Here is a 23,975-nt window from a genome sequence, read left to right on the forward strand (position 1 = left end):
GCCCCTGCGGCAAGGCGGCGAAAGATTTGCCGCTGAAAATCTTTCCGCCGCCGATACTGCGAGCCGGTGTCCTGCCGCATCCTCGGCCGGGGGAGGGCCGGCGCGGCACCTGTATCGCCAGATCGGCGATCAATAAAAAAATGCGGTCGTTAACAATCCCGTGAATGGAAAAAACTGCTAATTTTTTCTGTCATTTAGCAAAATGGCGGATTTTTTTCCTGCTTCCCGCGGGGTAAGCAAACGGGGTGTTCCAAAGCCGGAAAAACGGTGCTTATATGCGCGCTTCGCGAGCCTGATAGAGGGGCTTGGAAGAACATCAGGGAGTGCTCAATGAAAAAGAAACTCGCTTTTGCGGCCGCGTTGCTGGCTGCAAGCGTCCTGAGCGGCATGGCCAATGCGAAGACGCTTGTCTATTGCTCGGAAGCATCGCCGGCAAATTTTGATCCGGGTACGACGACGGGCGGCAACGACTTCGATGCCTCGTCGCGCACCGTCTATTCGCGCCTGGTCGAATTCAAGCATGGCGGCACCGAGGTCGAGCCCGGCCTTGCCGACAAGTGGGAAATCTCGGACGATGGCCTGGTCTATACTTTCCATCTGCATCCGGGTGTGAAGTTCCAGACCACCGACTATTTCAAGCCGACCCGTGACCTCAATGCCGACGACGTCGTCTTCTCCTTCGACCGTCAGTTCAACAAGGCGAACCCGTGGAACGGCGACAAATACCTGCCGAACCTGACCTGGGACTACTACACCGGCATGGACATGCCGAAATATGTCGCCAAATGGGAAAAGGTCGACGATCTGACCGTCAAGCTGACCCTGACCGAGCCGAACGCGCCCATGCTTGCCAACCTCGGCATGGACTTCGCCTCGATCGTGTCGAAGGAATATGCCGAGCAGCTGGAGAAGTCCGGCAAAATGGCCGATTTCTCCACCAAGCCGATCGGCACCGGTCCGTTCCAGTTCGTCGACTATCAGCTGGATTCGGTTATCCGTTACGCGGCCCATCCGGATTATTTCAAGGGCAAGGAGAAGATCGACGATCTCGTCTTCGCCATCACCCCTGACGCGACCGCCCGCATCCAGAAGGTGCTTGCAGGCGAATGCGACATCGCGCCCTATCCGAATCCTGCCGACATCGGCACGATCAAGGCCAGCCAGGACGTGACCCTGATGGATCAGGCCGGCCTGAACATCGGCTACATGAGCTACAACACCACCATCCCGCCACTCGACAAGCCCGAGGTGCGCCATGCGCTCAATCAGGCCATCGATCGGGAATCACTGATCAAGTCGCTGTTCCAGGACGCCGGCGCCACGCCGGCCGTAAACCTGATCCCACCGACCATGTGGTCGTGGGACAAGGATGTGAAGGCCGACGCCTATGATCCGGATGCGGCCAAGAAGGTTCTGTCCGCTGCCGGGCTGACGGAAATCCAGCTCTGGGCTTCCGATCGCGTTCGTCCTTACAACCCGAACTTCCAGCGCGCCGCCGAACTGATCCAGGCCGACTGGGCCAAGGTCGGCGTCAAGGCCGAGATCGTGAACTACGAGTGGACCAAGTATCGCTCGGAAGGCAAGAAGAAGGACCGTCCAGGCGCCTTCCAGATTGGCTGGACCGGTGACAATGGCGATCCGGACAACTTTTTCGCCACCCTGTTCGCCTGCTCCGCCATCGGCGTCTCGAACTACTCGAGCTGGTGCGACAAGGACTTCGAGGACCTGATCCAGAAGGCCAAGAAGACCAGCGACCAGGCCGAGCGCACCAAGCTCTATGAGCAGGCGCAGGTCGTCTTCCAGAAGCAGGCTCCGGCCTTCCTGCTGGCACACAGCCAAGTCTACGCAGTCGTGCGCAAGAATGTCAGCGGTTTCATGATGGACCCGCTCGGCATTCACCGCTTCGACGGCGTCGACAAAGCCGAATAAGATATTGAGTGGGGCGGCGCTGTAGAGCGCTGCCCCCTTCGCCATGCTCAAATATATTCTTCACAGAATTGCACTTTTGATCCCGACGCTTGTCGGCATCACTATCTGTGCCTTCGCATTCGTCAGGCTGCTGCCTGGCGATCCCATCCTTGCCATGGCCGGCGAACACGGCGTGGCGCCGGCGCGTTACGAGGAACTCAAGGAGCAGTTCGGCTATAATCTGCCGATCTGGCAGCAATACGCACGCTATGTCGGCGAGGTCGTGACCGGCGATTTCGGGGTCTCCATCTCGTCCAAGCGCCCGGTGCTCGAAGAGTTCAAGACGCTCTTCCCGGCGACGCTGGAACTGTCGTTCTTCGCCATGATTTTCGCCATGGTGCTCGGCATTCCGGCCGGCATCTTCGCGGCGATCAAGCGCGGCTCCTGGTTCGACCAGTCGCTGATGGGCACGGCGCTCGTCGGCTACTCCATGCCGATCTTCTGGTGGGGCCTGCTGCTGATCATCTTTTTCTCCGGCTATCTCGGCTGGACACCGGTTAACGGCCGCATCGACCTGCAGTTCTTCTTCAAGCCGATCACCGGGTTCATGACCATCGACACCTTGCTCTACGGCAAATGGGATGCATTTCGCTCGGTATTGCGCCATCTGGTGCTGCCGACAATTGTGCTCGGCACCATTCCGCTGGCTGTGATAGCGCGCCAGACGCGCTCCGCCATGCTCGAGGTGCTGGGCGAGGACTACGTGCGGACGGCCCGAGCCAAGGGGCTTTCGTCGGCCCGAGTCATCGGCGTGCACGCTCTGCGCAATGCACTCATTCCGGTGGTCACTACCATCGGCCTGCAGGTTAGTACGCTGCTCGCCGGGGCCATCCTTACCGAAACGATCTTCTCCTGGCCTGGCATCGGCAGGTGGATGGTCGAATCCATATCCAAGCGCGACTATGTTGTCGTGCAGTCTGGCCTGCTCTTGATCGCCCTTATCGTCATGGCCGTGAACCTGATCGTCGATGTACTTTATGCCGTTATCAACCCACGCATAAGGGCGGCATGATGAGCCAGTCGACCGAAATCGCCCCGATGGCCGCCGGCAACCCGGATCGCCTCACCGGTCTCAGGACCTTCTGGTATTATTTCTCGGTGAACCGCGGCGCCGTCATCGGCCTGTTCGTCTTCATCCTGCTGGTGCTGGCGGCGCTGTTTGCGCCGCTGCTGGCTCCCTATGCACCCGACGTCCAGGACAAGACTGCATTCCTGCGGCCTCCGGCCTGGCAGGACGGCGGCTCGACACAATATCTGCTCGGCACCGATCCGGTCGGGCGTGACATCCTCTCGCGCCTGCTCTACGGCGCGCGCTTCTCGCTGCTGATCGGCGCGGTCGTGGTCTCGCTGGCGCTCACCGGCGGCATCACGCTCGGCCTGCTGGCCGGCTATTTCCGCGGCTGGGTCGACGTGGCGATCATGCGCGTGATGGACCTCATCCTGGCTTTCCCGTCGTTGTTGCTGGCGCTGGTGATGGTCACCATCCTCGGTCCCGGCCTGTTCAACGCGATGCTGGCCATCGCGCTTGTCCTGCAGCCGCATTTCGCGCGGCTGGTGCGCGCCGCCGTGATGGCGGAGAAGAGCCGCGAATATGTCGTGGCGGCGAAGGTCGCCGGCGCCGGCCATATCAGGCTGATGCTTCGCACCATCCTGCCGAATTGCCTGGGACCGCTGATCGTCCAGGGCACGCTGTCGTTTTCCAACGCTATCCTCGAGGCGGCCGCTCTGGGTTTTCTTGGCCTCGGCGCCCAGCCGCCAACGCCCGAATGGGGAACGATGCTCGCTTCGGCGCGCGAATTCATCCTGCGCGCCTGGTGGGTGGTGACCTTCCCCGGTCTTGCCATCCTCATCACTGTGCTTGCCATCAATCTGATTGGCGACGGTCTGCGTGACGCGCTCGATCCGAAACTGAGGAGGTCGTGATGGCGCTGCTCGATATCCAGAACCTCGTCGTCGAGTTCCAGACCGCTTCCGGTTCTTTCCGCGCCGTTGACGGCGTGTCGCTCCATGTCGACGAGCGCGAAGTGCTGGCGATTGTTGGCGAATCCGGTTCGGGCAAATCGGTGTCGATGTTGGCGGTCATGGGGCTTTTGCCATGGACGGCCACGGTCACCGCCGACCGCATGAGCTTCAATGGCCGCGATCTTCTGAAGCTAAGCCCTGCCGAGCGGCGCAAGATCGTCGGCAAGGACATGTCGATGATCTTCCAGGAGCCGATGGCCAGCCTCAATCCCTGCTTCACCGTCGGCTTCCAGATCGAAGAGGTGCTGCGCTTTCATATGGGTATGGCCGGTGCGCAGCGCCGGGAGCGCGCCATCGAACTCTTGACGCAGGTCGGTATTGCCGAGCCGGCGGAACGGCTGAACTCGTTCCCGCACCAGATGTCGGGCGGCCAGTGCCAGCGCGTCATGATCGCCATCGCCATCGCCTGCAATCCGAAGCTGCTGATCGCCGACGAGCCGACCACCGCGCTCGACGTCACCATCCAGAAGCAGATCCTCGATCTCCTGGTTTCGCTGCAGGCCAAATACGGCATGGGGCTGATCATGATCACCCACAATATGGGCGTCGTGGCAGAGACCGCCGACCGCGTCATCGTCCAATACAAGGGCCGCAAGATGGAAGAGGCCGACGTGCTGTCGCTGTTTGAATCGCCGAAGAGCAACTACACGCGCGCGCTTTTGTCCGCGCTGCCGGAGAATGCCGTCGGCGACCGGCTGCCGACCGTTTCCGACATGATGTTCGAGCCGGCGCCTTCGGGAGCCGCCGCATGAGCATCAAGGTCGTCGAAGGCAAGAATATCGTCCGCGACTATCATGTCGGGGGCGGGCTGTTTCGCGCACAGCGCACGGTGCATGCGGTCAAGGGCGTTTCGTTCAGCGTCGACAAGGGCAAGACACTCGCAATCGTCGGTGAAAGCGGCTGCGGTAAGTCGACGCTGGCCCGCATCATCACCCTGATCGATCCTGCAACTTCGGGTGAGCTGTTCATCGACGGCAACAAGGTCGACATCGCCAAGGACGGGCTGAGCAAGGAGATGCGCCGCAAGGTGCAGATCGTGTTCCAGAACCCTTACGGGTCTCTCAACCCGCGCCAGAAGATCGGCGACGTGCTGGGCGAACCGCTGCTCATCAACACCGGCAAACCGGCCGAAGAACGGCGCGACCTTGCCATGAAGATGCTGAAGAAGGTCGGTCTCGGACCCGAGCACTACAATCGCTATCCGCATATGTTTTCCGGCGGCCAGCGGCAGCGTATCGCCATTGCCCGAGCGCTGATGCTCAACCCCAGCCTCTTGGTGTTGGACGAGCCGGTCTCGGCTCTCGATCTGTCTGTGCAGGCGCAGGTACTCAACCTACTCGCCGACCTGCAGGACGAGTTCCAACTGACCTACGTCTTCATCAGCCACGACCTGTCGGTGGTGCGCTACATCGCCGACGACGTGATGGTGATGTATTTCGGTGAAGCGGTCGAATACGGCTCGCGCGAAGAGGTCTTTGCCGACCCCAAGCACAGCTACACCAAGACGCTGTTCGCCGCGACGCCGCGCGCCGACGTCGCTTCGATCAAGGCGAGGCTGGCAAAGAAGAAGGCCGCCTGACCTGAATCTCGACACACCCTAGGCCAAGCCGCTTACGACAGCTTGGCGATGATGGTGCGCAGCGCCTCGCCAAAGCGCCTGATCTCCTCAACCGTGTTGTAGTGGACCAGCGAGGCGCGAATGGCGCCGCTGTCCATCGACAGGTTGAGCCGCTTCATCAGCCGCGGCGCGTACATGTGGCCGTCGCGGATGCCGATCTGCATGTCGGCCATTTCCTCGACGATCCGCTGCGGCGACAGTTTGTCGATGTTGAAGCAGAAGGTCGGTACGCGTTCGTTTATACGGGCTTCGTCGGCGACGCCGTAGATCGTCGCGCCGCAATCCTTGAGCACGCCAAGCATCTCGCGCGCCAGCACCAGCTCATAGTCGCGGATCGCGCCCATGCCGGCGACGATGTTTTCGCGCCGCGAGCGGTTGTTGGATGGCGCCAGATTGCGGCCGATCAGTTCGAGATACTGCACGGCCGCATCCATGCCCGAGACGTTCTCGTAGATGAAGGTGCCGGCCTCGACCTTGTAGGGCGGCTCGTCGGGGATGAAATCCTCGCGGAAGGTCGGCAGCCGCTTCAGCGTCTCGAAGCGCCCCCACAGGAAGCCCATATGTGGCGAGAAGTTCTTGTAGCCGGAACAGACCAGATAATCGCAATCCCAGGCCTGCACGTCGATCAGCCCATGCGGCCCATAGTGCACGCAGTCGAGGAACACCTCGGCGCCGGCGGCGCGGGCGATCTTGGCAACGGAAGCGACGTCGACGATCGAGCCGATCGAATGCGCTGTGACCGTGCAGGCGACCAGCCGGGTACGATCGGAAACCAGCGGGCGCAGATCGTCGACATGCAGATTGCCGTCTTCGCGCATGCGCCACCATTTGAACTTGGCGCCGGCGGACTCCAGCGCCAGCCATGTGGCGATGTTGGCGTCGTGGTCCATGTCGGTGATGACGATCTCGTCGCGCTCTTGAAGCATCTGGCCGATGCCGAGGCTGACCAGGCGGATGAACGAGGTGGCGTTCATGCCAAAGCAGATTTCGGCCGGGCTTGCGGCGTTGATCAGTAGCGCCACGCTCTCGCGGGCGTCGGCGACCGACTGGTCGACGGTGACGCTGCGGCCATAGCGGCCACCGCGCTGCACATTGTGCGAAACCAGATGGTTGGTCACCGCGTCGAGCACGCTTTGCGGGATCTGCGCGCCGGCGGCATTGTCCATGAAGATGAAATCGCCGGCCCGCTGCAAGGCGGGAAACATGGCGCGGATGGTGTCGACGGAGAACGCGGTGGCGTTCGCATTGTCGGTTTGATGCTTGTTCAAGGTCGGCTCCTGCGAAGTGCTTGGCGGATGGGATCGGTTGGCAAGGTCAGCGCGTCTTTTCGGTCTTGAAGCGTTCTTCGAGCAAGCTGACGAGGCGGACCATCGGCCAGAGGAAGATGAGATAGACCAGTGCTGCGCCGATCAGCGGCGAGGGGTTGGCGTAGAGCGACTGCGCATTGGTCGCTTCCTTCAACAATTCCGGCAGCGCCACGGTCGAGGCGAGCGAAGTGTCCTTGAACATCGAGACGCAGTTGCTGGTCATCGGCGGGATGACCACGCGGACCGCCTGCGGCAGCACCACCTTGCGCAAGGTCAAGAGGAACGGCAGGCCGAGCGCCTGCGACGCCTCGAACTGGCCGCGCGGAATGCTTTCGATGCCGGAACGAAACACCTCGGCCGAGTAGGCCGACATGATGATGGCGAAGGCCGTCACAGCGGACGCCCAGGATGACAGGCGGATGCCGAGAAACGGCAGCGCGTAGTAGATCAGGATCAGCACGACCAGCACCGGCAGGGCGCGGAAGATGTCGGTGTAGCCGACCGCAAGCCACCGCAACGGCTTCGGCGCATAAAGCCGCACCAGGCTGATCACCAGGCCGATGGGGATGCCGATGCCGATGCTGAGCAGCCCGAGCAGCAGTGTGTTCAGGAAGCCGCGCAGCAGCGCCGGCAAGCTGGACATGATGACATCGGGATTGAAGAAAGTGTCGATCAGCGACATGGGAGCGTTCCCGAAGCGTTTTGCGTCCAGTGACGCCAGAGCAAGACCCGAACACCGAAATCGGCTGCGCCGTACCAAACTACGGCTCCGGGAAGGGCATGAATAAAACAGGACGTGCCGGCCTTTCGAGCCGGCACGCCTGCGTTCTGTCAGTCGCCGCTCAGGCCTTCGGCAGCGRCATTTCCTTGACGGTCGAGGAATCGGCGGGCGCGTCGCTGCCGAACCACTTCTTGTGGATCGCGGCCAGCGTGCCGTCCTTCTTCATCGCGGTCAGGGCGTCGTTCAGCTTGCCGAGCAGCGGGTGGTCCTTGGTCATCATCAGGCCGTACTGCTCGCCGGTCTTGATGCGCTCCTTGACTGTCAGGTCCTTCATTTTGGTGAAGGAGTACTGCATACCAGGGATGTCGCTGACGGCCGCATCGACACGCCCGGCGCTGAGATCGAGCAGCAGGTTCTGCTGCGTGTCATAGCCCTTCACGTCGGCGAAGCCGTCGGCTTCCTGATGCCCCTTGACCCAGGTTTCGCCCGTCGAGCCGGACAGCACGCCAACGATCTTGCCCTTGAGGTCGGCTTCGGCCTTGATCGGGCTGTCGGTCTTGGTGGCGATGCCCATGTCGGAATCATAATAGGGCTGCGTGAACGACTGCGACTTCAGCCGCTCCGGCGTGATGGTGATCGACGAGATGGCGACATCGATGCGCTTCGAGGTGGTGGCGGCGAACAATGCCTGGAAGCCGAGGTCGGCGATATCCGTGGTCATGCCGATGCGCTTGGCTGCTTCGTTGACGATGTCGACTTCAAAGCCCTCGAACGTCCCGCTCTCGTTCTTGTACTCGAAGGGCGGGTTGGTCGGGTAGGCGCCGACATTGAGGACGTCGGCGGCATAGGCGGCGGCGGGGCCGGCGGCGATGCCGATGGCTGCGGCGAGAAGCATGAGATTGCGACGGTTCAGATTCATGGTGTTCCCTCTGGGGTGTTCCCTCTGGTTGTTGATCGGGCGGGGTTGGCCCCGCACGGTTTCTTGCCGTCCCACCTTCGGCAGGGCGTCAATTCATGGCCGCGACCATGCGGTCAAGCGCGGTCGCTATCTCTTTGCGTTCACGGCACACGCACATTCGCAGGAAGGCCGTTGCCGAACTTCCGAACAGATGGCCGGGTGCCAGCCCAACGCGCGCCGTCTCGAGAATCCTGGTGCAGGCGCGCCGTGCATCGCTCTCGCCTTCCATGGCAAAGAAGGCATACATGCCGCCGCGCGGTTTCGTTGGCAGAATGACGCCCGGAATTTGCGCCAGCCGGTCATAGGCGAGGTCAAGGCCAATCCTGATCCGCTGCCTGATCTCCTCGACCAGCGGCTCGCCCTGGCGGATCGCTGCAACCGCACCGGCCTGGATCGGTGCGGCGGTGCCGCTGTTTACATATTGCGTCATCGCGCCGAGCTGGTCGGCCACCCCGGACGGATGCGTCAGCCAGCCGATGCGCCAGCCGGTCATCGCCCAGGCCTTCGAGAAGCTGTTGACCGACAGCACCCGGTCGCCATCCTCGGCGATCTGCAAGATGGAGGGCGCAACATCGCCATCGAAATAGAGCCGGCTGTAGACCTCGTCGGAGATGATCCAGATGCCGGTGCGCCGACTGAACTCAAGCAGCGCGCGCATTTCCTCGGCTGAGGCGGTCCATCCGGTCGGGTTGGACGGCGTCGACAGGAAGATCGCCCGCGTGCGGGCGTCGCAGGTCGCAAACAGCCGGTCGAGGTCGAGATGCCAGTCACCCCTGAAGTCGAGCGAAAACGGCCGTGGCTCGCCGCCGATCAAGTGGATGGCGTTGTGGATGTTGGGCCATTGCGGCGCGACATAGACCACGTTGGTGCCGGTATCGACCAGCAGTTCCAGCGCCAGGTACAGCGCTTGCATGCCGCCCGGCGTGACCGTGGTGCGGGCGATCGGGATCGACCGGCCATGGATGCGCGTCTGGTACTCCGACAACGCCTCATTCAGGGGGCCATGGCCGCGCATGTTGGGAACGTAGAAGGTCAGGCCTTCATCGAAGGCAGCCTTGGCCGCATCGCGGATGAAAGCGGGCGTCACCATGTCGCCTTCGCCGTACCAGAGCGCGATGACGTCGCCGAGTTCGCGCGCCCGAACGGCAAGGTTGGCGATGTTCTCGGTATGCAGGTCACGGATTTGCGCCCGAATGCCATCGAAGGCATAGCGCGCGCTGGACGACGACTGGGGCAGCATGAACGACAAGGACTGAAACCCCTCCCACCCGGAACACCACGATGGACTGCCCGGCAAGCCCGTCCGGCACCGCAGTCGCCATCGATCTTGGAATGCTTATCCAAAGCGCGGCGCTTTTCAAGGCGAAAGTTTTAAGCTTAAAAAGTTTGACCGGCCTGTTGCCCGACCAATACGCCCTTTTGCGCTAGCTGCGCCCGTTTCGCGTCAGCCCGGCACGCGCGGCGGCGGTGCCGGCGGCAGCGCCCGCACCGAGGAACATCGTGTCGCTGGCCAGCACGAAGAAGCTGGCGCCGATGGCGGCCCATTGGGCCACGTCTTGCGGCTTTGCGCAGAAGATTCCTGATGTCCTGCCATGCGCAACCGTGATGCCGATGATCCTGCGGATTGCCTCGGTGAGCTTGTCGGCGCCTTTCGGTCCGATCGCATCGATCGACACCGAAAGATCGCCGGGCCCGACGAAGATCACGTCGACGCCGTCGACGGCGGCGATGGCCTCGATGTTGGCCAGCCCTTCCGATGTCTCGACCTGGACCGCGACGACGATCCTGTTATTTGCGCCGGCGAGATATTCGGGAATGCGATAGCCGTAGCCGGCCGCCCGGCCGGGCCCGACGCCACGCTCGCCCTGTGGCGGATAGCGCGAGGCTTTGACGGCCATCGCCGCCTGGGCGGCGGTCGAGACGCGTGGGATCAGCACGCCTTGCGCGCCGCTGTCCAGCGCCGCCTGGATGGCTTCCGGCGCATGGCCGGGAACGCGCACCATCGCCGGCACGCGATGCACGTCGGCCGCTCGCACCATGGTCTCGATCATGTCGCGCGAGATCTGGGCATGCTCCCAGTCGACGCAGAGAAAATCAAGGCCGGACTGCGCCATCACTTCGACTGCCACGGGATGGGGAATCGCGGCAAAGGAACCAACGAGGTTCGTCTTGCCGATACACTTCTGGCGGAACTCGCTCATGCCCATCCCCTTTCTCGCTCTGCCAGAATCCATATCCGCAAACGACCGTCAGGCGAAGCTATTTCAGGCTTGAAATATTTTCGCGCGGGCCTAGCGTGGGCTCTCCCGCCACGAGTTCCAGACATGATCAAAGCGCATCCCCTGCACGGCCCGAACAAACTCAAGCTCGGCGTCTTTTCGACCAATGCCGATGGCGGCCTTGCCATCACCGATGTTCCGGAACGTTGGGCGGCAAGCTGGCAGGACAATCTGACGGCGGCCCAGATCGCCGACCGCGCCGGGCTGGAATTCATGCTGCCGATCGCGCGCTGGCGCGGCTTCGGCGGCCGCAACAAGGTGCGCGAATGGTCGTTCGAGACCTTCACCTGGGCAGCGGCACTCGCCATGGCCACCGAACGGATTGGCCTGTTCATGACCGTGCACGTGCCGCTCGTGCATCCGCTCTACGCCGCCAAGGCGCTGGCGACCGTCGACCACATCAGCCAGGGCCGCGCCGGCCTCAACATCGTCTGCGGCTGGAACCCGAAGGAATTCGGCATGTTCGGCACGCCGCTGGTCGAAAAGGGTTACGACCAGGCGGCCGAATGGATCGAGATCCTCGAACGGCTTTATGCCTCGAGCGAGCCTCTAGACTATGAAGGCACCTACTATCGCCTCAAGGAAGCGGTCAGCCGTCCGGCCAGCCTGCAAGTTCCGCGTCCGGTGACGATGAACGCCGCTTTCGGTGGGCCGGGCCGCGATTTCGCCGCCGCCAGATGCGACTACCTGTTCACGACCTTTTCCGAGATGGGCGACGCCGGCAAGCACGTCGCCGACATACGCGAACGTGCCGACAAGGTGGGCCGTGATGTCGGCGTCTACACGGTGGCGCATGTGGTCTGCCGTCCGACGATGGAAGAGGCGCAGGCCTACTACGCGCGCTATGCCGTTGATATGGCCGACCACGACGCGGTCGATGCCCACATGGCCGGCAAGAAGGAATTCTCGCAATCGCACGACCCGCATGCCTATGACCGCTACCGGCAGCGTTTCGCCGGCGGCGCCGGCACCTATCCGCTGATTGGCACGCCCGAAACGATCGCCGCCGACATGGTCGCCATTGCTGAGCAGGGTTACCAGGGGATCGCGCTGTCCTTCGTCAACTACACGCAGGAACTGCCCTATTTCTGCGACCACGTGCTGCCGATTTTGAGGCAGGCAGGCCTTCGCGGATAAGCAAAGGTCATTCCGGAATGACGGCAGTCGCCTGGATCTCGACCTTGGCGCGGTCCTCGACCAGCGCCATCACCTGCATGGCGGCCATCGCCGGAAAATGCCGGCCGATCACCTCGCGATAGGCCTCGCCGATGCCCCGGAGGTTGGCAAGGTATTCGGCCTTGTCGGTGAAATACCAGGTCATCGATGTGATGTGCCGCGGCTCTGCACCGGCTTCCGCCAGCACCGCCACGATGTTCGCAAGCGTCTGCCGCACCTGGCCGACGAAATCGTCGGTTTCGAACTGGCACTGCCCGTTCCAGCCGACCTGTCCGCCGACGAAGACCAGCTTGCCGCGCGCCGCGACGCCATTGGCGTAGCCGACAGGTTTTGCCCAGCCTTCCGGCTGCAGGATCTCGTGCATTCAAAACCTCCCGGTAGTCCAAAAACCAAGTCTCAAAATCGATTGCCCGTCAAATTTCCTGCCATCAGGCCGCGCCCATCACTTGCCGCGCGATCACCACCTTCTGCACGTCCGAGGCACCCTCGTAGATGCGCAGCGCGCGGATCTCGCGATACAGGCTTTCGACGATATGGCCTTTGCGAACGCCGTCGCCGCCATGCAGTTGTACGGCCTTGTCGATGACCTCTTGCGCCTTGTCGGTGGCGAACAGCTTGGCCATCGCCGCCTCGCGGGTGACGCGCGCGGCACCCATGTCCTTGGTCCAGGCGGCGCGGTAGACCAGCAGCGCCGCCGCGTCGACGTCGAGCGCCATGTCGGCGATATGACCCTGCACCATCTGCAATTCGGCCATCGGCGCGCCGAACAGTTTGCGCTCGGCCACCCTTTTGATGCTTTCATCCAGCGCGCGGCGGGCAAAGCCGAGCGCTGCCGCACCCACGGTCGAACGGAACACGTCGAGCACCGACATGGCGATGCGGAAGCCCTCGCCCGGTCTGCCGATCAGCGCCGAGGCGGGCAGGCGGACCTGGTCGAACGACAGCCGCGCCAGCGGATGCGGCGCGATCACCTCGAGGCGCTCGGCGATGCCAAGGCCTTTGGCGTCGCCCGGCACCAGAAAGGCGGAAAGCCCCTTGGCGCCCGGCGCTTCGCCGGTGCGGGCAAAAACGACATAGAGATCGGCGATGCCGCCATTGGAGATCCAGGTCTTTTCACCGGACAGAACATAGCTGTCGCCGTCGCGGGTCGCCGTCATTTCCGTGTTGGCGACGTCCGAGCCGGAGCGCGGTTCCGACAGGGCGAAGGCGGAAATCGCCTTGCCGGCACGTGTTTTCGAAAGCCATTGCTGCTGCTCGGGCGTGCCGAACAGGCTGAGCGCGCCGGTGCCCAGCCCCTGCATGGCGAAGGCGAAATCGGCCAACCCGTCATGGCGGGCGAGCGTCTCGCGCGTGATGCACAGCGTGCGTACGTCGAGTGGCCCGGGATTGTCCGTGTCCACAGCCGTCGGCTTCAGCCAGCCGTCCCTGCCGAGCTTGCCCACCAGCTCGCGGCAGGCGGCATCGACGTCATGATGATCGACCGGCAGGTTTTTCGAACACCACGCCTCCAGCCGCTCGGCCAGTTGGCGATGGCGATCTTCGAAGAACGGCCAGGAAAGGAAACTCTTGTCAGCCATCAATTGCCCTCGAACACCGGCTTTTCCTTGGCCACAAACGCTTTGTAGGCGCGCTCGAAATCGCGCGTCTGCATGCAGATTGCTTGTGCCTGCGCTTCGGCCTCGATCGCCTGGTCGAGACCCATTGACCATTCCTGGTTGAGCTGCGTCTTGGTGATACCGTGGGCGAAGGTCGGGCCGGAGACGATGCGCGCCGCCATGTCGAGCGCATCGGCTTCAAGCGATGCGGCATCGACCAGCCGGTTGTAGAAACCCCAGCGCTCGCCTTCCGCCGCCGTCATGGTGCGGCCGGTGTAGAGCAATTCGGCGGCGCGGCCCTGGCCGATGATGCGCGGCAGGATCGCGCAGGCGCCCATGTCGCAGCCGGCGAGGCCGACGCGGGTGAACAGGAATGCCGTCTTGGCCTCCGGCGTAGCAATGCGGATATCGGAACTCATGGCAATGATGGCGCCGGCGCCGACCGCGACGCCGTCGACCGCCGCAATGATCGGCTTGCCGCAATTCAGCATCGCCTTGACGAAATCGCCGGTCATGCGGGTGAAGGCCAAGAGCTGCTTCATGTCCATCTTGATCAGCGGCCCGATGATGTCGTGGACATCGCCACCGGAGCAGAAATTGCCGCCATTGGACAGGAAAACCACGGCGTCGACGTCGTCGGCATAGACGAGGTCGCGGAACGTATCGCGCAACTCGGCATAGCTGTCGAAGGTCAGCGGGTTCTTGCGCTCAGGCCGGTCGAGCCGAACCTTGGCGATCCTGCCCTCGACCTGCCAGAGGAAATGCTTTGGCTCGAGGCCGGCCATCCCGGTCATTCGCGTCCCTCCCAGTTGCTGCGGAACGAGGTCAGCATGCCGGTCAGCCGGCGCGCGTCGTCCTCGCTGACCTTGCCCAGCAATTCACCGATCCAGCCTTCATGCGCCGCGGCGATGATGCCGAAAGCCTTCGAGCCTTCCTCGGTCAGCCGCACCATCGAGGTGCGACGGTCGCCATTGCGGCGGGCACGGGCAACCAGCCCTTCCGACACCAGCCGATCGACGATGCCAGTGACATTGCCGTTCGATACCAAAAGAAAGCGCGACAGGTCGCTCATCAGCATGCCTTCCGGCGCGCGATAGAGTGCGGCCATCACGTCGAAGCGCGGCAGCGTCGTGTTGAAGTCCTTCTTCAGGCGCTCGCGCAGCTCGGCCTCGATCGTGCGCGAGGCGCGCAGCAGCCGTATCCACAGACGCAGCCGGTCCTTGCCGGGTCCGGTCGGCGCGGGCAGGGGGCCGGCTACCATGTTTCGCCTCCTGAGATGGAAATCGCCTGTCCGGTGATCGACGCCGCGGCATCGCCACACAGCCACAGCACGGTGGCGGCAACTTCTTGCGGCTGGATGAAGCGGCCTTGCGGGTTGGTCGAGGCAAGGCTCGACCGTGCCTGCTCGGCCGAACGGCCGGTCTTGTCTATGATACGCTGGATGGACTCCTCCAGCATTTCGGTCTCGACGAAACCCGGACACACCGCGTTGACGGTGACGCCCGATTTGGCGGTCTCGGCCGCCAACGCCCGCATCAGGCCGACGACGCCATGCTTTGCGGCGACATAGGGCGCGACATAGGCGTAGCCTTTCAGGCCTGCCGTCGAAGCAACGAACACGATCCGGCCGGTCTTTCGCACCGCCATACCGGCCAGCGCCGGCTTCACTGTCAGGAAGGCTCCGGTCAGGTTCACATCCAGCGTCCGCTGCCAGTCGGCAAGGGTGGTCTTGTGCGCCGGTGTGCTGCCGGCCATGCCGGCATTGGCGACGACGATGTCTATCGGCCCGCGCGCGGCTTGCGCCGTCTCGTATAGCGATGCCATCGCAGCCTCGTCGGTGACGTCGGCTGCAATGCCGAAGATGCGGTCGCTTTCCCCGGCCACCTTGGCGAGCTCCGACTGGCGGCGGCCGCAAATGGTGACGTCGATGCCGGCGCTGGCCAGCACCAGCGCGATGGCCCGGCCGACGCCGGAGCCGCCGCCGGTAACCAGTGCATGCTTGCCGGCAATCGTTGCAGCGTCGCTCATACTTTCAGCCCCGCCGCGGCGTCGCGCTCGGCCAGCCGGTAGAGCTGGTCGCGCCCGGGCAGATAGGGATCCGGCCATTTGACACCGCGGTCGCCGAGTGTAACCGCCGCATGCAGCGTCCAGTAGGGATCGGCGAGATGCGGCCGTGCCAGCGCCACCAGATCGGCGCGGCCGGCCATCAGGATCGAATTGACATGGTCCGGTTCGTAGATGTTGCCGACCGCCATCGTAGCCATGCCGACCTCGTTGCGAATGCGGTCGGAAAACGGCGTCTGGAACATGCGGCCATAAACCGGCTTCGCCAATGCCGAGGTCTGGCCGGCCGAGACGTCGCAGATGTCGATACCGGCCTCATGCAGCAGCCGTGCGATTTCGACCGCGTCGGCCGGGGTGACGCCCTCGATGCCGACCCAGTCGTTGGCCGAAATGCGCATCGAGATCGGCTTCTGTGCCGGCCAGGCGGCGCGCACCGCGCGGAAGATTTCCAGGGGATAGCGCATGCGGTTTTCGAGTGAGCCGCCATAGGCGTCCGTGCGCCGGTTGGTGACCGGCGTGATGAAGGACGACAGGAGATAGCCGTGCGCGGCATGGATCTCGAGCATGTCGAATCCGCAACGATCGGCCATCTCCGCCGAGGCCACGAACTCGTCGCGCACTTTGTCCATGTCGGAGCGGTCCATGGCCTTCGGCACCTGATTCTGCGGCGACCACGCAACGGCCGATGCCGCCATCACAGGCCAGTTGCCAGAGGGCAGCGGGACATCGGTGCCCTCCCAGCCGAGCCGGGTCGAGCCCTTGGCTCCGGAATGGCCGATCTGGGCGCAGATCTTCGCCTCTGTTTCGGTGTGGACGAAATCGACCAGTCGCCTCCACGCCACCTCATGTTCGGGCGCATAGAAGCCGGGACAGCCTGGTGTGATGCGGCCCTCGGGACTGACGCAGGTCATCTCGATGTAGATGAGGCCGGCGCCGCCCTTGGCGCGCTCGGCATAGTGGGTGAAATGCCAGTCGGTCGGACAGCCGTCGACGGCCTTGTATTGCGCCATCGGCGAGACGACGATGCGGTTCTGCAGTGTCATGTCGCGCAGCTTGAACGGCGCGAACATCGGCGCGCGGCGCAGGCTGTTGCCGCCGGCACCCGCCTGGCGCTGGAACCATTCCTCCGCGCCGCCCAGCCATGCGGCATCGCGCAACCGCAAATTCTCGTGGCTGATGCGTTGCGAGCGGGTCAAAAGCGAATAGTTGAACTGCACTGGGTCGAGGCCGAGATAGCGCTCGACCTCCTCGAACCATTCGAGCGAATTGCGTGCCGCCGATTGCAGCTTCAGCACCTCGGTTCGGCGGGCATCTTCATATTTGCGGAACGCGGCGTCGAGGTCCGGCTCGGACTCGACATACTCTGCCAGCGCCACCGCACTTTCCAGCGCCAGCTTGGTACCGGAGCCGATCGAGAAATGCGCCGATGCGGCAGCATCGCCCATCAGCGCCAGGTTCTTGTAGGACCAGCGTTCGCACAGCACGCGCGGGAAATTGATCCAGGCCGAACCACGAATATGGTTGGCATTGGTCATTAGTGCATGGCCGCCAAGATGCTTGGCAAAAATGCGCTCGCAGACGGCGATCGATTCCTGCTGCGACTTCGTGCCGAAGCCGAAAGCAGCCCAAGTCTGTTCGCTGCACTCGACGATGAAGGTCGCGGTGTCGCTGTCGAACTGGTAGGCGTGCGCCCACACCCAGCCATGCTCGGTTTTCTCGAAGATGAAGGTGAAAGCGTCGTCGAATTTCTGGTGGGTGCCGAGCCAGACGAACTTGCACTTGCGGGTGTCGATGTCGGGCTTGAAGACGTCGACGAAGGTGTTGCGCGCTTTGGAATTCAGGCCGTCGGCGGCGACGACCAGATCGTGCGTCTCCATATAGGGCCGCGGATCGGCGATGTCGGTCTCGAACATCAGCTTGACGCCGAGTTCGCGCGCACGCCGCTGCAGCAGGACCAGCAGCCGCTTGCGGCCGATGCCGCAGAATCCATGGCCGGTCGAAACCGTGCGCACACCGTCATGGATGACGGCGATATCGTCCCAGTAGGCAAAATGCTTCTTGATCCAGACGGCGCTGACCGGATCGTTCTTCGACAAATTGTCGAGCGTCTCGGCCGACAGCACGACGCCCCACCCGAATGTGTCGTCGGCGCGGTTGCGCTCGAACACCGTCACCTCGTGCGTGGCGTCCCTGAGCTTCATCGAGATGGCAAAGTAGAGGCCGGCTGGTCCGCCGCCGAGAACCGCAACCTTCATCTGTGCGATCTCCTCTTCGCTTGCTGGCCCCAGTATCGCGCCGGCGACAAATTATTTCAAGCTTAAAGTTTCATATCGAAATGATTATCTGGATATCACGGAGGCGCGCTTGCGTGACGTGGCGCAAGCGCGCCTTCCAATCATTTTTCCGGGTTCTTCGGGCTCCACAGCACGGTCTCGGCGCCTTTCTCGTAAGCCATCCCCGAGGGGTAGCTGATCGCTTCCAGTTGCAGACCCCACGGCGCCTGGAAATAGAGAATGGTCTGGCCGGCGGCCGGCCCTTCGGAAACCGGTATCGGCCCCATGCGCGTCTTGACGCCCTTGGCGTCGAGATAGGCTTTGGCGGCGGCGACGTCATCGACATAGAAGGCGATGTGGAAGCCGCCTATGTCGCTGTTCTTCGGTGTCAGATCCTTCTGGTCGGGCGCGGTGTATTTGAACAATTCGATGTTCGATCCGGTGCCGCAGCGAACCATGGTGATCTGCTCGATCACCGCCTTTTTGTCGACGCCCAGCACGTCCTGCATGAAGGTGCCCTTGTCGTCGGCGAACGGGCCGAACGACATCGCCTTCTTGCAGCCGGCCACCTCGGTGAAGAAGTCGACCGCCTGCTTCATGTCGGGAACGGTGGTGCCGGTGTGATCGTGGCCGCGCATGCCGGGGATCGAGCTGGCGGCGGCAATGCCGGCGCTGCCAAGGATAGCGGCGGTGAGCGTGGCGTTTCGAAGTATCGTCTTCATGTCAGTCCTCCTCCATGGGCGGGCCTGGTCATTGGCGGTCGCACGTCCGAGGCCCGCTTTTCGGCGTGCGTATGCATTCATGTCGCCTTGGCGGCGGAAGAAATGTCCAGCCAGCCGGCATCGATTTCGGGCAGCGGAATGGCTGCTATCAGGTCGCGCGTGTAGCTTTGCCGGGGGTTGTCGAACAGGGCATCGGTGGCGCTGGCTTCCACGATGACACCTTCGCGCATGACGATCACTTGCCGGCACAGCCGCCGAATGACAGACAGATCGTGGCTGATGAAGGCGACGGTCAGGCCCATCTCGGCCGCAAGCTTTTCCAGAAGGGTGAGGATCTGCGCCTGGGTCGACACGTCGAGGCCGGAGACGATCTCGTCGGCGAGCACGAATTTCGGCGACAGCGCCAGCGCGCGCGCAATGCCGACGCGCTGGCGCTGGCCTCCCGACAGTTCGTGGCGGTAGCGGCTGGCGAAGCTTTGCGGCAGGCCCACGCGCAGCAAGGCCTCGGCGACGCGCGCCTTCAGATTGTCGCCAAGCCCATTCTGCTTCAGTGGTGCGGCGATGATGCTGGCGATGGTGCGGCGCGGGTTGAGCGACGACATCGGATCCTGGAAGATCATCTGCAGGTTGCGGCGCAATGGCCTGAGCTCCGCTTCCGGCAGATGGGTGATGTCGCGGCCGTCGAAGTTGATGCTGCCGGCGCTGGGTTCCAGCAGGCGCACCAGGGCGCGGCCGAGGGTCGACTTGCCCGATCCGGATTCGCCGACAATGCCGGTCACCGAGCCCCTGGGCAGGTCGAAGTCCAGGCCTTTCAAGATCTCGGCCAGCGGCGCGCGGCCGATCAGCGGCTTGCGTGTCAAGTCGGGCAGCGCGACCTTCAGCCCGCTCACCTTGAACAGCGGCTCAGCCATGGGGCCGCCTCCAGGCCTGGTCGGCGGCGGCGATCTCGGCGGCAAGCCCGGCCAGGACCGCCTCGTCCACCGGCTTCAACGAGGCGAACGGATCGGTGTAGCGCGGTGTCGCGGCCATCAGCGCCCGCGTGTAGGGGTGTTGTGGGGCAGCGAAGAGGGCAGCAGTCTCGGCCTCTTCGACCACCTTGCCGGCATAGAGCACCGAAACTTTCTGGCTGATCTTGGCGACGACGCCGAGATCATGGGTGACGAACAGGATCGCCGTGCCGTGGTCGCGCTGCAACTGCGCGATCAGCCGCAGGATCTGCTTCTGCACGGTGACGTCGAGTGCAGTCGTCGGTTCGTCCGCGACGATCAGCCGTGGTTCGGCGGCGAAGGCGGCGGCGATCAGCACGCGCTGGCGCATCCCGCCGGAAAGCTCGTGCGGGTAGCTCTTCAGCACGCGATCGGGGTCGCGGATCTGCACCTCGTCGAGCAATTGGCGGATTCGGGTATCGGCCCTCTCACCGCTCCAGCCCAGGATCCGCACCAGCCGGTCGGTCATCTGCGAACCGATGCGACGTGACGGGTTGAGCGCGGTCAGCGGGTCCTGCGGGATCAGCGCCGTGCGTGCACCGATCAGCGTGCGCCTTGCCTTTGGCTCCAACCTGCCGAGGTCTTCGCCCTCAAGCAGCATGTCGCCCTCGACAATGCGCACGCTCGACGGCAAGACGCCAAGCACCGCCTTGCCGATCATCGTCTTGCCGGCGCCGCTCTCGCCAACCAGCGCGCGGACCTCGCCCGGTTGCACGGAGAGCGACACCGAGCGCAGCACGCGCTGGCCGTTCGGCAGCACGGCGCTCAAGTCCCTGATGTCGAGGCAAGCGCTCATCGCAACACCGGGTCGAAACGCGTCTTCAACGCCTCGCCGAACTGGCTGAACGACAGCACCGTCAGGATCAGCGTGATCAGCGGAAACACCAGCACCCACCAGGCCTGGTGGATGGAAATCCGGCCCTCGGCGATGATACCGCCCCAGGTCGGATCGTCGGTCGAGATCGACAGATTGACGAAGGAGAGGATCGCCTCGACGATGACGGCGATGCCCATTTCCAGCGACAGCAGCGCCACGATCGACGGCACTACATTGGGCAGCACTTCGCGCAGCATGATGCCGATGCGGCCATAGCCGGCGATGCGGGCATTCTCGACATAGTCCATGCGCGACTGGCCCATCGTCTCGGCGCGGATCACCCGGCAGAAACGCGTCCAGTCGATGACGGCGATGGCGATGATGACCGAACTCAGGCCGGTGCCGAGCACGGCGACCAGCAGGATGGCGAACAGCACCGGCGGGAAGGCCATCCAGACATCGACGATGCGCGAGATGATGCGGTCGGCCCAGCCGCCGAAATAGCCCGATATCAGCCCGAGCGTCGAGCCGACCAGGCACGTGGCGATGGCGGCGGCGAAGGCGACAATAAAGGCGATTCGGCCGCCGAAGATTAGCCGCGACAACAGATCGCGGCCGAGGCTGTCGGTGCCGAGCCAATAGCCCGGCTCGGCGCCGCTCATCCAGAACGGCGGCAGCCGCTCCAGCATCAAATCCTGCGCCAGCGGATCCTGGGGCGCGACCAGCGGCGCGAAGATCGCGGCCAGCAGCGCCAGCAGCAACCAGCCGCCGGCCAGCCACAAGCGTGGCGATACACCGCGCCTCGGAGCGCGCCCCTCATCCATGGCGCAGCCTCGGATTGAGCAGCGCATACATCATGTCGACGGTGAGGTTGATCAATACGAACAGCAGCGCGAACACCAGCACGATGCCCTGGATCAGCGGCAGGTCGCGGTTAATGACCGCATCGATCGCCATATTGCCGAGGCCTTCATAGGAAAACAGCCGTTCGACGATGACCGTGCCGCCGATCAGGAAGGTGAACTGCACGCCGACAAGCGTCAGCGTGGGCAGGGCGGCGTTCTTCAGCGCTTCGCGCAGGATGACCTGCGTTTCCGAAAACCCTTTCACCCGCGCCAGCACGACATAGTCGAGGTCGAGCACTTCCTTCAGCGACTGTTTCAACAGCTGCGAAATGATCGCCGCCAGCGGCAGTGCCAGCGCAACGGCGGGCATCAGCATATGCTTGAGGAGATCCCAGGTGAGATCGAAGCGGAGTCTCAGGATGCTCTCGGCCAGATAAAACTGTGTGACGAAGGGCAGGTCGAGCTGCGGCGACACCCGGCCGGAAATGTCGAAGATCGGCACCAGCACGCCAAACAGCAGGATCAGCACCAGGCCCCACAGGAAGTCGGGAATGGAAAGCGCTGCGCCGCTGGCGATATCGATGCCGGCCTCGACCGCCGTGCCGCGTTCGCGCGCACCGAGGATCGCGGTCGTGCCGCCGATCGTCACCGCCATCAGAAGGGCAACGATGGCGAGTTCCAGCGTCGCCGGCAGCCGGTTGAAGACAAGACTGAGCACATCCTGCCGCAGCGAGATCGAGGTGCCGAAATCGCCCCTGACAACGCCGGACAGCCAGATGAAGAACTGCTGCACGATGGTCTTGTCGAGCCCATAAAGTGCGCGCAGCCGGGCGATGTCGGCGTCTGTGGCGCCGGGCGGCAGCATCATTGCGATCGGATCGCCCGGAGCAACGCGGATCACGACAAAGACGACGACGGCAACGCCGAACAGCGTCACCAGCATCGTCAGAAGACGGATCAGGAATCTTTGCAGAAGCATGTAGATCTTTGCATGAGCCCGCTGGCTCGTGTGCCGGATAGGAAATGCGCGCCGTCGCGATGGACGGCGCGCGGCAATCCCAGGCCGATATCAGGCCGGAGTCATCAGGGCCGGCAGCAACGCGCCGGACACGTGCTGGACGACATTGACTCCCTTGGCATGCACGATCGGCTGCGCATACTGCATCAGCGGCAGCACATAGGCCTGCTCGGCGATGTATTTGTCGACCGCCTTCCAGCCGGCAATGCGCTTGGCCTCGTCCTTCTCGCCCCATAGCGGGTTGATCATGTCGATCAGATCCTGGCTGTCCCACACCGAATGCGGGCTCGGGCCATACATGGCAAAACCGGTCGAGGTGGTCGGATCGCCGATGGCATTGCCCCAATTGTAGAACGCGGCCGGCGCCAGCTTGTCGGCGGCGCGCAGCTCGTAGTGCTTGGCGATCTCGTAGACCTCAATCGTCGCCTCGATGCCGACCTTGCGCCACATGCCGACGATCGCCTGGATCATCTCGTAGTCCTTGGGCTTGAAGCCCTTGGTCGTTTGTATGGTGAACTTGACCGGCTTTTCCGGCGAATAACCGGAAGCAGCGAGCAGTTCCTTGGCCTTTTCCGGATTGTGCTCGACCTTGATCGACGCATCGTAAGCCGTGTATTCCGGCGTCTCCAGCGTGTCGATCGGCTGGCCGTAGCCGCGCAGCAGGCGGTCGACCAGCAGCTTCTTGTCGATCGACATCACAGCTGCCTGGCGGACGTTCTTGTCCAGCATCGCCTCGATGTCGTTGAAGAAGATCATGCCGATATCGGAGACGTTCTTGCACGAGCCGGCAAGCCCGTCCTTGGCGATCAGCCGGTCGTACTCCTCATAAGGGATTTCGAGCGTCACCTGAGAGGAGCCGGACTCGATTTCGGCGACCCTGCTTGCCGCATCGGCAACGAACTTGATCGTCACATTCTCGAAGGCCGGCTTGCCGCCCCAGTAGTTCGGATTGGCTCTCAGCCGCAGGAAGGCGTTGCGCTCGAATTTTTCCACCATGTAGGGGCCGGTGCCGATCGGCGCCTTCTCGAAACCTTCCGCACCCACTTTCTCGTAATAGGCCTTGGGCATGATGTAGCCGGTCAGGAACGACATCCATTTGAAATACACCGGGTCGAACTGCACGACATCGCCGGTGATCTTGTTGCCGTCGATCTTGAAATTGTTGACGTTCTTCCAGACGAACTGGATCGGGTTGCCGGTCTTTTCGTCACCCGCCCGCTGCAGCGACCAGACCACGTCCTCGGCCGTGAACGGCGAGCCGTCATGCCAGGTCACGCCTTCGCGCACCGTCATCATGATCTTCGTGCGGTCGTCGTTCCAGCCCCATTCGGTGAGCAGGCCCGGCGCAAAGGAAAGGTCCGGCTTTTGCGGGATGTACTGGTCGAACACCGACTGGTAGAGGCCCTGGATCGTCGGGTTGACGGCCGAAGGTCCGGTCGTCGGATCCCAGGACGGCAGGTTGACGTTATAGGCGATGGTCAGTTCGCCGGCAGCGGCCTTAGCGATCTGCGGCAGGCCGATAGCGGCCGCCCCGAGTGCCGCGGCACTGTATCCGAGCAATTCGCGTCTGTTGATTGTCATGGTCGTTCCCCTTGTTGGTTTATTG

The 23,975-nt window shown here is 63.2% G+C and carries 24 protein-coding genes; 7 read left to right on the top strand and 17 right to left on the bottom strand.

Translation table 11 applies throughout. The annotated features are described in order from the left end of the window. Positions 1 to 330 precede the first annotated feature (330 nt). From AC1DZP_RS20530 to AC1DZP_RS20550, 5 genes are read left to right on the top strand one after another with little or no spacing between them, the layout of a single operon-like run. Positions 331 to 1,929 (top strand): ABC transporter substrate-binding protein, encoded by a 1,599-nt coding sequence (locus AC1DZP_RS20530; protein ID WP_477304955.1) that lies wholly within the window; start codon positions 331 to 333, stop codon positions 1,927 to 1,929. 43 nt (positions 1,930 to 1,972) lie between these two features. Beyond that, positions 1,973 to 2,980: an ABC transporter permease subunit gene (locus tag AC1DZP_RS20535; RefSeq protein WP_095082599.1), complete on the top strand. Its 1,008-nt coding sequence runs from the start codon at positions 1,973 to 1,975 to the stop codon at positions 2,978 to 2,980. After that, complete coding sequence (locus AC1DZP_RS20540) at positions 2,980 to 3,891, top strand: ABC transporter permease subunit (protein WP_477304957.1); 912 nt, start codon at positions 2,980 to 2,982, stop codon at positions 3,889 to 3,891. The genes AC1DZP_RS20535 and AC1DZP_RS20540 overlap by 1 nt, the downstream gene beginning before the upstream one ends. After that, a complete protein-coding gene (locus AC1DZP_RS20545; RefSeq protein ID WP_477304959.1) occupies positions 3,891 to 4,742 on the top strand; it encodes an ABC transporter ATP-binding protein in 852 nt (283 codons plus the stop codon). The genes AC1DZP_RS20540 and AC1DZP_RS20545 overlap by 1 nt, the downstream gene beginning before the upstream one ends. After that, positions 4,739 to 5,569, top strand: a complete 831-nt coding sequence (locus tag AC1DZP_RS20550) for a dipeptide ABC transporter ATP-binding protein (protein ID WP_095082593.1) — start codon at positions 4,739 to 4,741, stop codon at positions 5,567 to 5,569. Before AC1DZP_RS20545 ends, AC1DZP_RS20550 begins: the two co-directional genes overlap by 4 nt. A 32-nt stretch (positions 5,570 to 5,601) precedes the next feature. On the opposite strand, the gene AC1DZP_RS20555 is transcribed toward AC1DZP_RS20550, so the two are convergent. The 4 genes from AC1DZP_RS20555 to AC1DZP_RS20570 all read right to left on the bottom strand — a co-directional run bounded on the left by AC1DZP_RS20555 (position 5,602) and on the right by AC1DZP_RS20570 (position 9,834). After that, positions 5,602 to 6,876, bottom strand: coding sequence for a cysteine desulfurase-like protein (locus AC1DZP_RS20555; RefSeq protein WP_477304961.1), 1,275 nt, complete (start codon positions 6,874 to 6,876; stop codon positions 5,602 to 5,604). Positions 6,877 to 6,922: 46 nt separating this feature from the next. Then, entirely contained in the window at positions 6,923 to 7,597 is a 675-nt protein-coding gene (locus AC1DZP_RS20560; protein ID WP_477304963.1) for an amino acid ABC transporter permease, read from the bottom strand. A 160-nt stretch (positions 7,598 to 7,757) separates the two neighbouring features. After that, entirely contained in the window at positions 7,758 to 8,555 is a 798-nt protein-coding gene (locus AC1DZP_RS20565; protein WP_477304965.1) for an ABC transporter substrate-binding protein, read from the bottom strand. 88 nt (positions 8,556 to 8,643) lie between these two features. Beyond that, positions 8,644 to 9,834, bottom strand: a complete 1,191-nt coding sequence (locus tag AC1DZP_RS20570; protein ID WP_477305273.1) for a pyridoxal phosphate-dependent aminotransferase — start codon at positions 9,832 to 9,834, stop codon at positions 8,644 to 8,646. Between the two features lie 41 nt (positions 9,835 to 9,875). Here AC1DZP_RS20570 and AC1DZP_RS20575 point away from each other — a divergent pair, with 41 nt between their 5' ends. Then, positions 9,876 to 10,022 carry a hypothetical protein gene (locus AC1DZP_RS20575; protein ID WP_477304967.1) on the top strand — a complete coding sequence of 49 codons (147 nt, stop codon included), beginning with the start codon at positions 9,876 to 9,878 and terminating at the stop codon, positions 10,020 to 10,022. On the opposite strand, the gene AC1DZP_RS20580 is transcribed toward AC1DZP_RS20575, so the two are convergent. Further along, the gene (locus AC1DZP_RS20580) at positions 10,019 to 10,795 is read right to left on the bottom strand and encodes an HpcH/HpaI aldolase family protein (protein ID WP_477304968.1); all 777 of its coding nucleotides are present in this window, start codon (positions 10,793 to 10,795) and stop codon (positions 10,019 to 10,021) included. The two genes, AC1DZP_RS20575 and AC1DZP_RS20580, sit on opposite strands and share 4 nt — an antisense overlap. 123 nt (positions 10,796 to 10,918) lie before the next feature. Here AC1DZP_RS20580 and AC1DZP_RS20585 point away from each other — a divergent pair, with 123 nt between their 5' ends. Further along, the gene (locus tag AC1DZP_RS20585; protein ID WP_477304970.1) at positions 10,919 to 12,010 is read left to right on the top strand and encodes an LLM class flavin-dependent oxidoreductase; all 1,092 of its coding nucleotides are present in this window, start codon (positions 10,919 to 10,921) and stop codon (positions 12,008 to 12,010) included. A gap of 7 nt (positions 12,011 to 12,017) precedes the next feature. On the opposite strand, the gene AC1DZP_RS20590 is transcribed toward AC1DZP_RS20585, so the two are convergent. The 12 genes from AC1DZP_RS20590 to AC1DZP_RS20645 all read right to left on the bottom strand — a co-directional run bounded on the left by AC1DZP_RS20590 (position 12,018) and on the right by AC1DZP_RS20645 (position 23,950). Further along, a complete protein-coding gene (locus tag AC1DZP_RS20590) occupies positions 12,018 to 12,413 on the bottom strand; it encodes a RidA family protein (protein ID WP_477304972.1) in 396 nt (131 codons plus the stop codon). A gap of 64 nt (positions 12,414 to 12,477) precedes the next feature. Continuing rightward, on the bottom strand, positions 12,478 to 13,626 hold the full coding sequence (locus tag AC1DZP_RS20595; RefSeq protein ID WP_477304974.1) for an acyl-CoA dehydrogenase family protein: 1,149 nt from the start codon (positions 13,624 to 13,626) through the stop codon (positions 12,478 to 12,480). Continuing rightward, positions 13,626 to 14,438: an enoyl-CoA hydratase family protein gene (locus AC1DZP_RS20600; RefSeq protein ID WP_477304976.1), complete on the bottom strand. Its 813-nt coding sequence runs from the start codon at positions 14,436 to 14,438 to the stop codon at positions 13,626 to 13,628. The genes AC1DZP_RS20595 and AC1DZP_RS20600 overlap by 1 nt, the downstream gene beginning before the upstream one ends. Then, positions 14,435 to 14,905, bottom strand: a complete 471-nt coding sequence (locus AC1DZP_RS20605; RefSeq protein WP_095082573.1) for a MarR family winged helix-turn-helix transcriptional regulator — start codon at positions 14,903 to 14,905, stop codon at positions 14,435 to 14,437. Before AC1DZP_RS20605 ends, AC1DZP_RS20600 begins: the two co-directional genes overlap by 4 nt. Next, positions 14,899 to 15,672 carry an SDR family NAD(P)-dependent oxidoreductase gene (locus AC1DZP_RS20610; protein WP_477304978.1) on the bottom strand — a complete coding sequence of 258 codons (774 nt, stop codon included), beginning with the start codon at positions 15,670 to 15,672 and terminating at the stop codon, positions 14,899 to 14,901. Before AC1DZP_RS20610 ends, AC1DZP_RS20605 begins: the two co-directional genes overlap by 7 nt. After that, the gene (locus tag AC1DZP_RS20615) at positions 15,669 to 17,963 is read right to left on the bottom strand and encodes a bifunctional salicylyl-CoA 5-hydroxylase/oxidoreductase (protein WP_477304980.1); all 2,295 of its coding nucleotides are present in this window, start codon (positions 17,961 to 17,963) and stop codon (positions 15,669 to 15,671) included. The genes AC1DZP_RS20610 and AC1DZP_RS20615 overlap by 4 nt, the downstream gene beginning before the upstream one ends. Positions 17,964 to 18,103: 140 nt before the next feature. Next, a complete protein-coding gene (locus AC1DZP_RS20620) occupies positions 18,104 to 18,703 on the bottom strand; it encodes a VOC family protein (RefSeq protein ID WP_477304982.1) in 600 nt (199 codons plus the stop codon). Between the two features lie 77 nt (positions 18,704 to 18,780). Beyond that, positions 18,781 to 19,614, bottom strand: coding sequence for an ATP-binding cassette domain-containing protein (locus tag AC1DZP_RS20625; RefSeq protein WP_477304984.1), 834 nt, complete (start codon positions 19,612 to 19,614; stop codon positions 18,781 to 18,783). Continuing rightward, the gene (locus tag AC1DZP_RS20630) at positions 19,607 to 20,485 is read right to left on the bottom strand and encodes an ABC transporter ATP-binding protein (RefSeq protein ID WP_095082565.1); all 879 of its coding nucleotides are present in this window, start codon (positions 20,483 to 20,485) and stop codon (positions 19,607 to 19,609) included. The genes AC1DZP_RS20625 and AC1DZP_RS20630 overlap by 8 nt, the downstream gene beginning before the upstream one ends. Further along, positions 20,482 to 21,330, bottom strand: coding sequence for an ABC transporter permease (locus AC1DZP_RS20635; protein ID WP_477304987.1), 849 nt, complete (start codon positions 21,328 to 21,330; stop codon positions 20,482 to 20,484). The genes AC1DZP_RS20630 and AC1DZP_RS20635 overlap by 4 nt, the downstream gene beginning before the upstream one ends. Next, the gene (locus tag AC1DZP_RS20640; protein WP_477304989.1) at positions 21,323 to 22,330 is read right to left on the bottom strand and encodes an ABC transporter permease; all 1,008 of its coding nucleotides are present in this window, start codon (positions 22,328 to 22,330) and stop codon (positions 21,323 to 21,325) included. Before AC1DZP_RS20640 ends, AC1DZP_RS20635 begins: the two co-directional genes overlap by 8 nt. Before the next feature lie 90 nt (positions 22,331 to 22,420). Then, a complete protein-coding gene (locus AC1DZP_RS20645) occupies positions 22,421 to 23,950 on the bottom strand; it encodes an ABC transporter substrate-binding protein (protein ID WP_477304991.1) in 1,530 nt (509 codons plus the stop codon). Positions 23,951 to 23,975: the final 25 nt, after the last annotated feature.

Source organism: Mesorhizobium sp. P2_F8 (assembly GCF_056403655.1).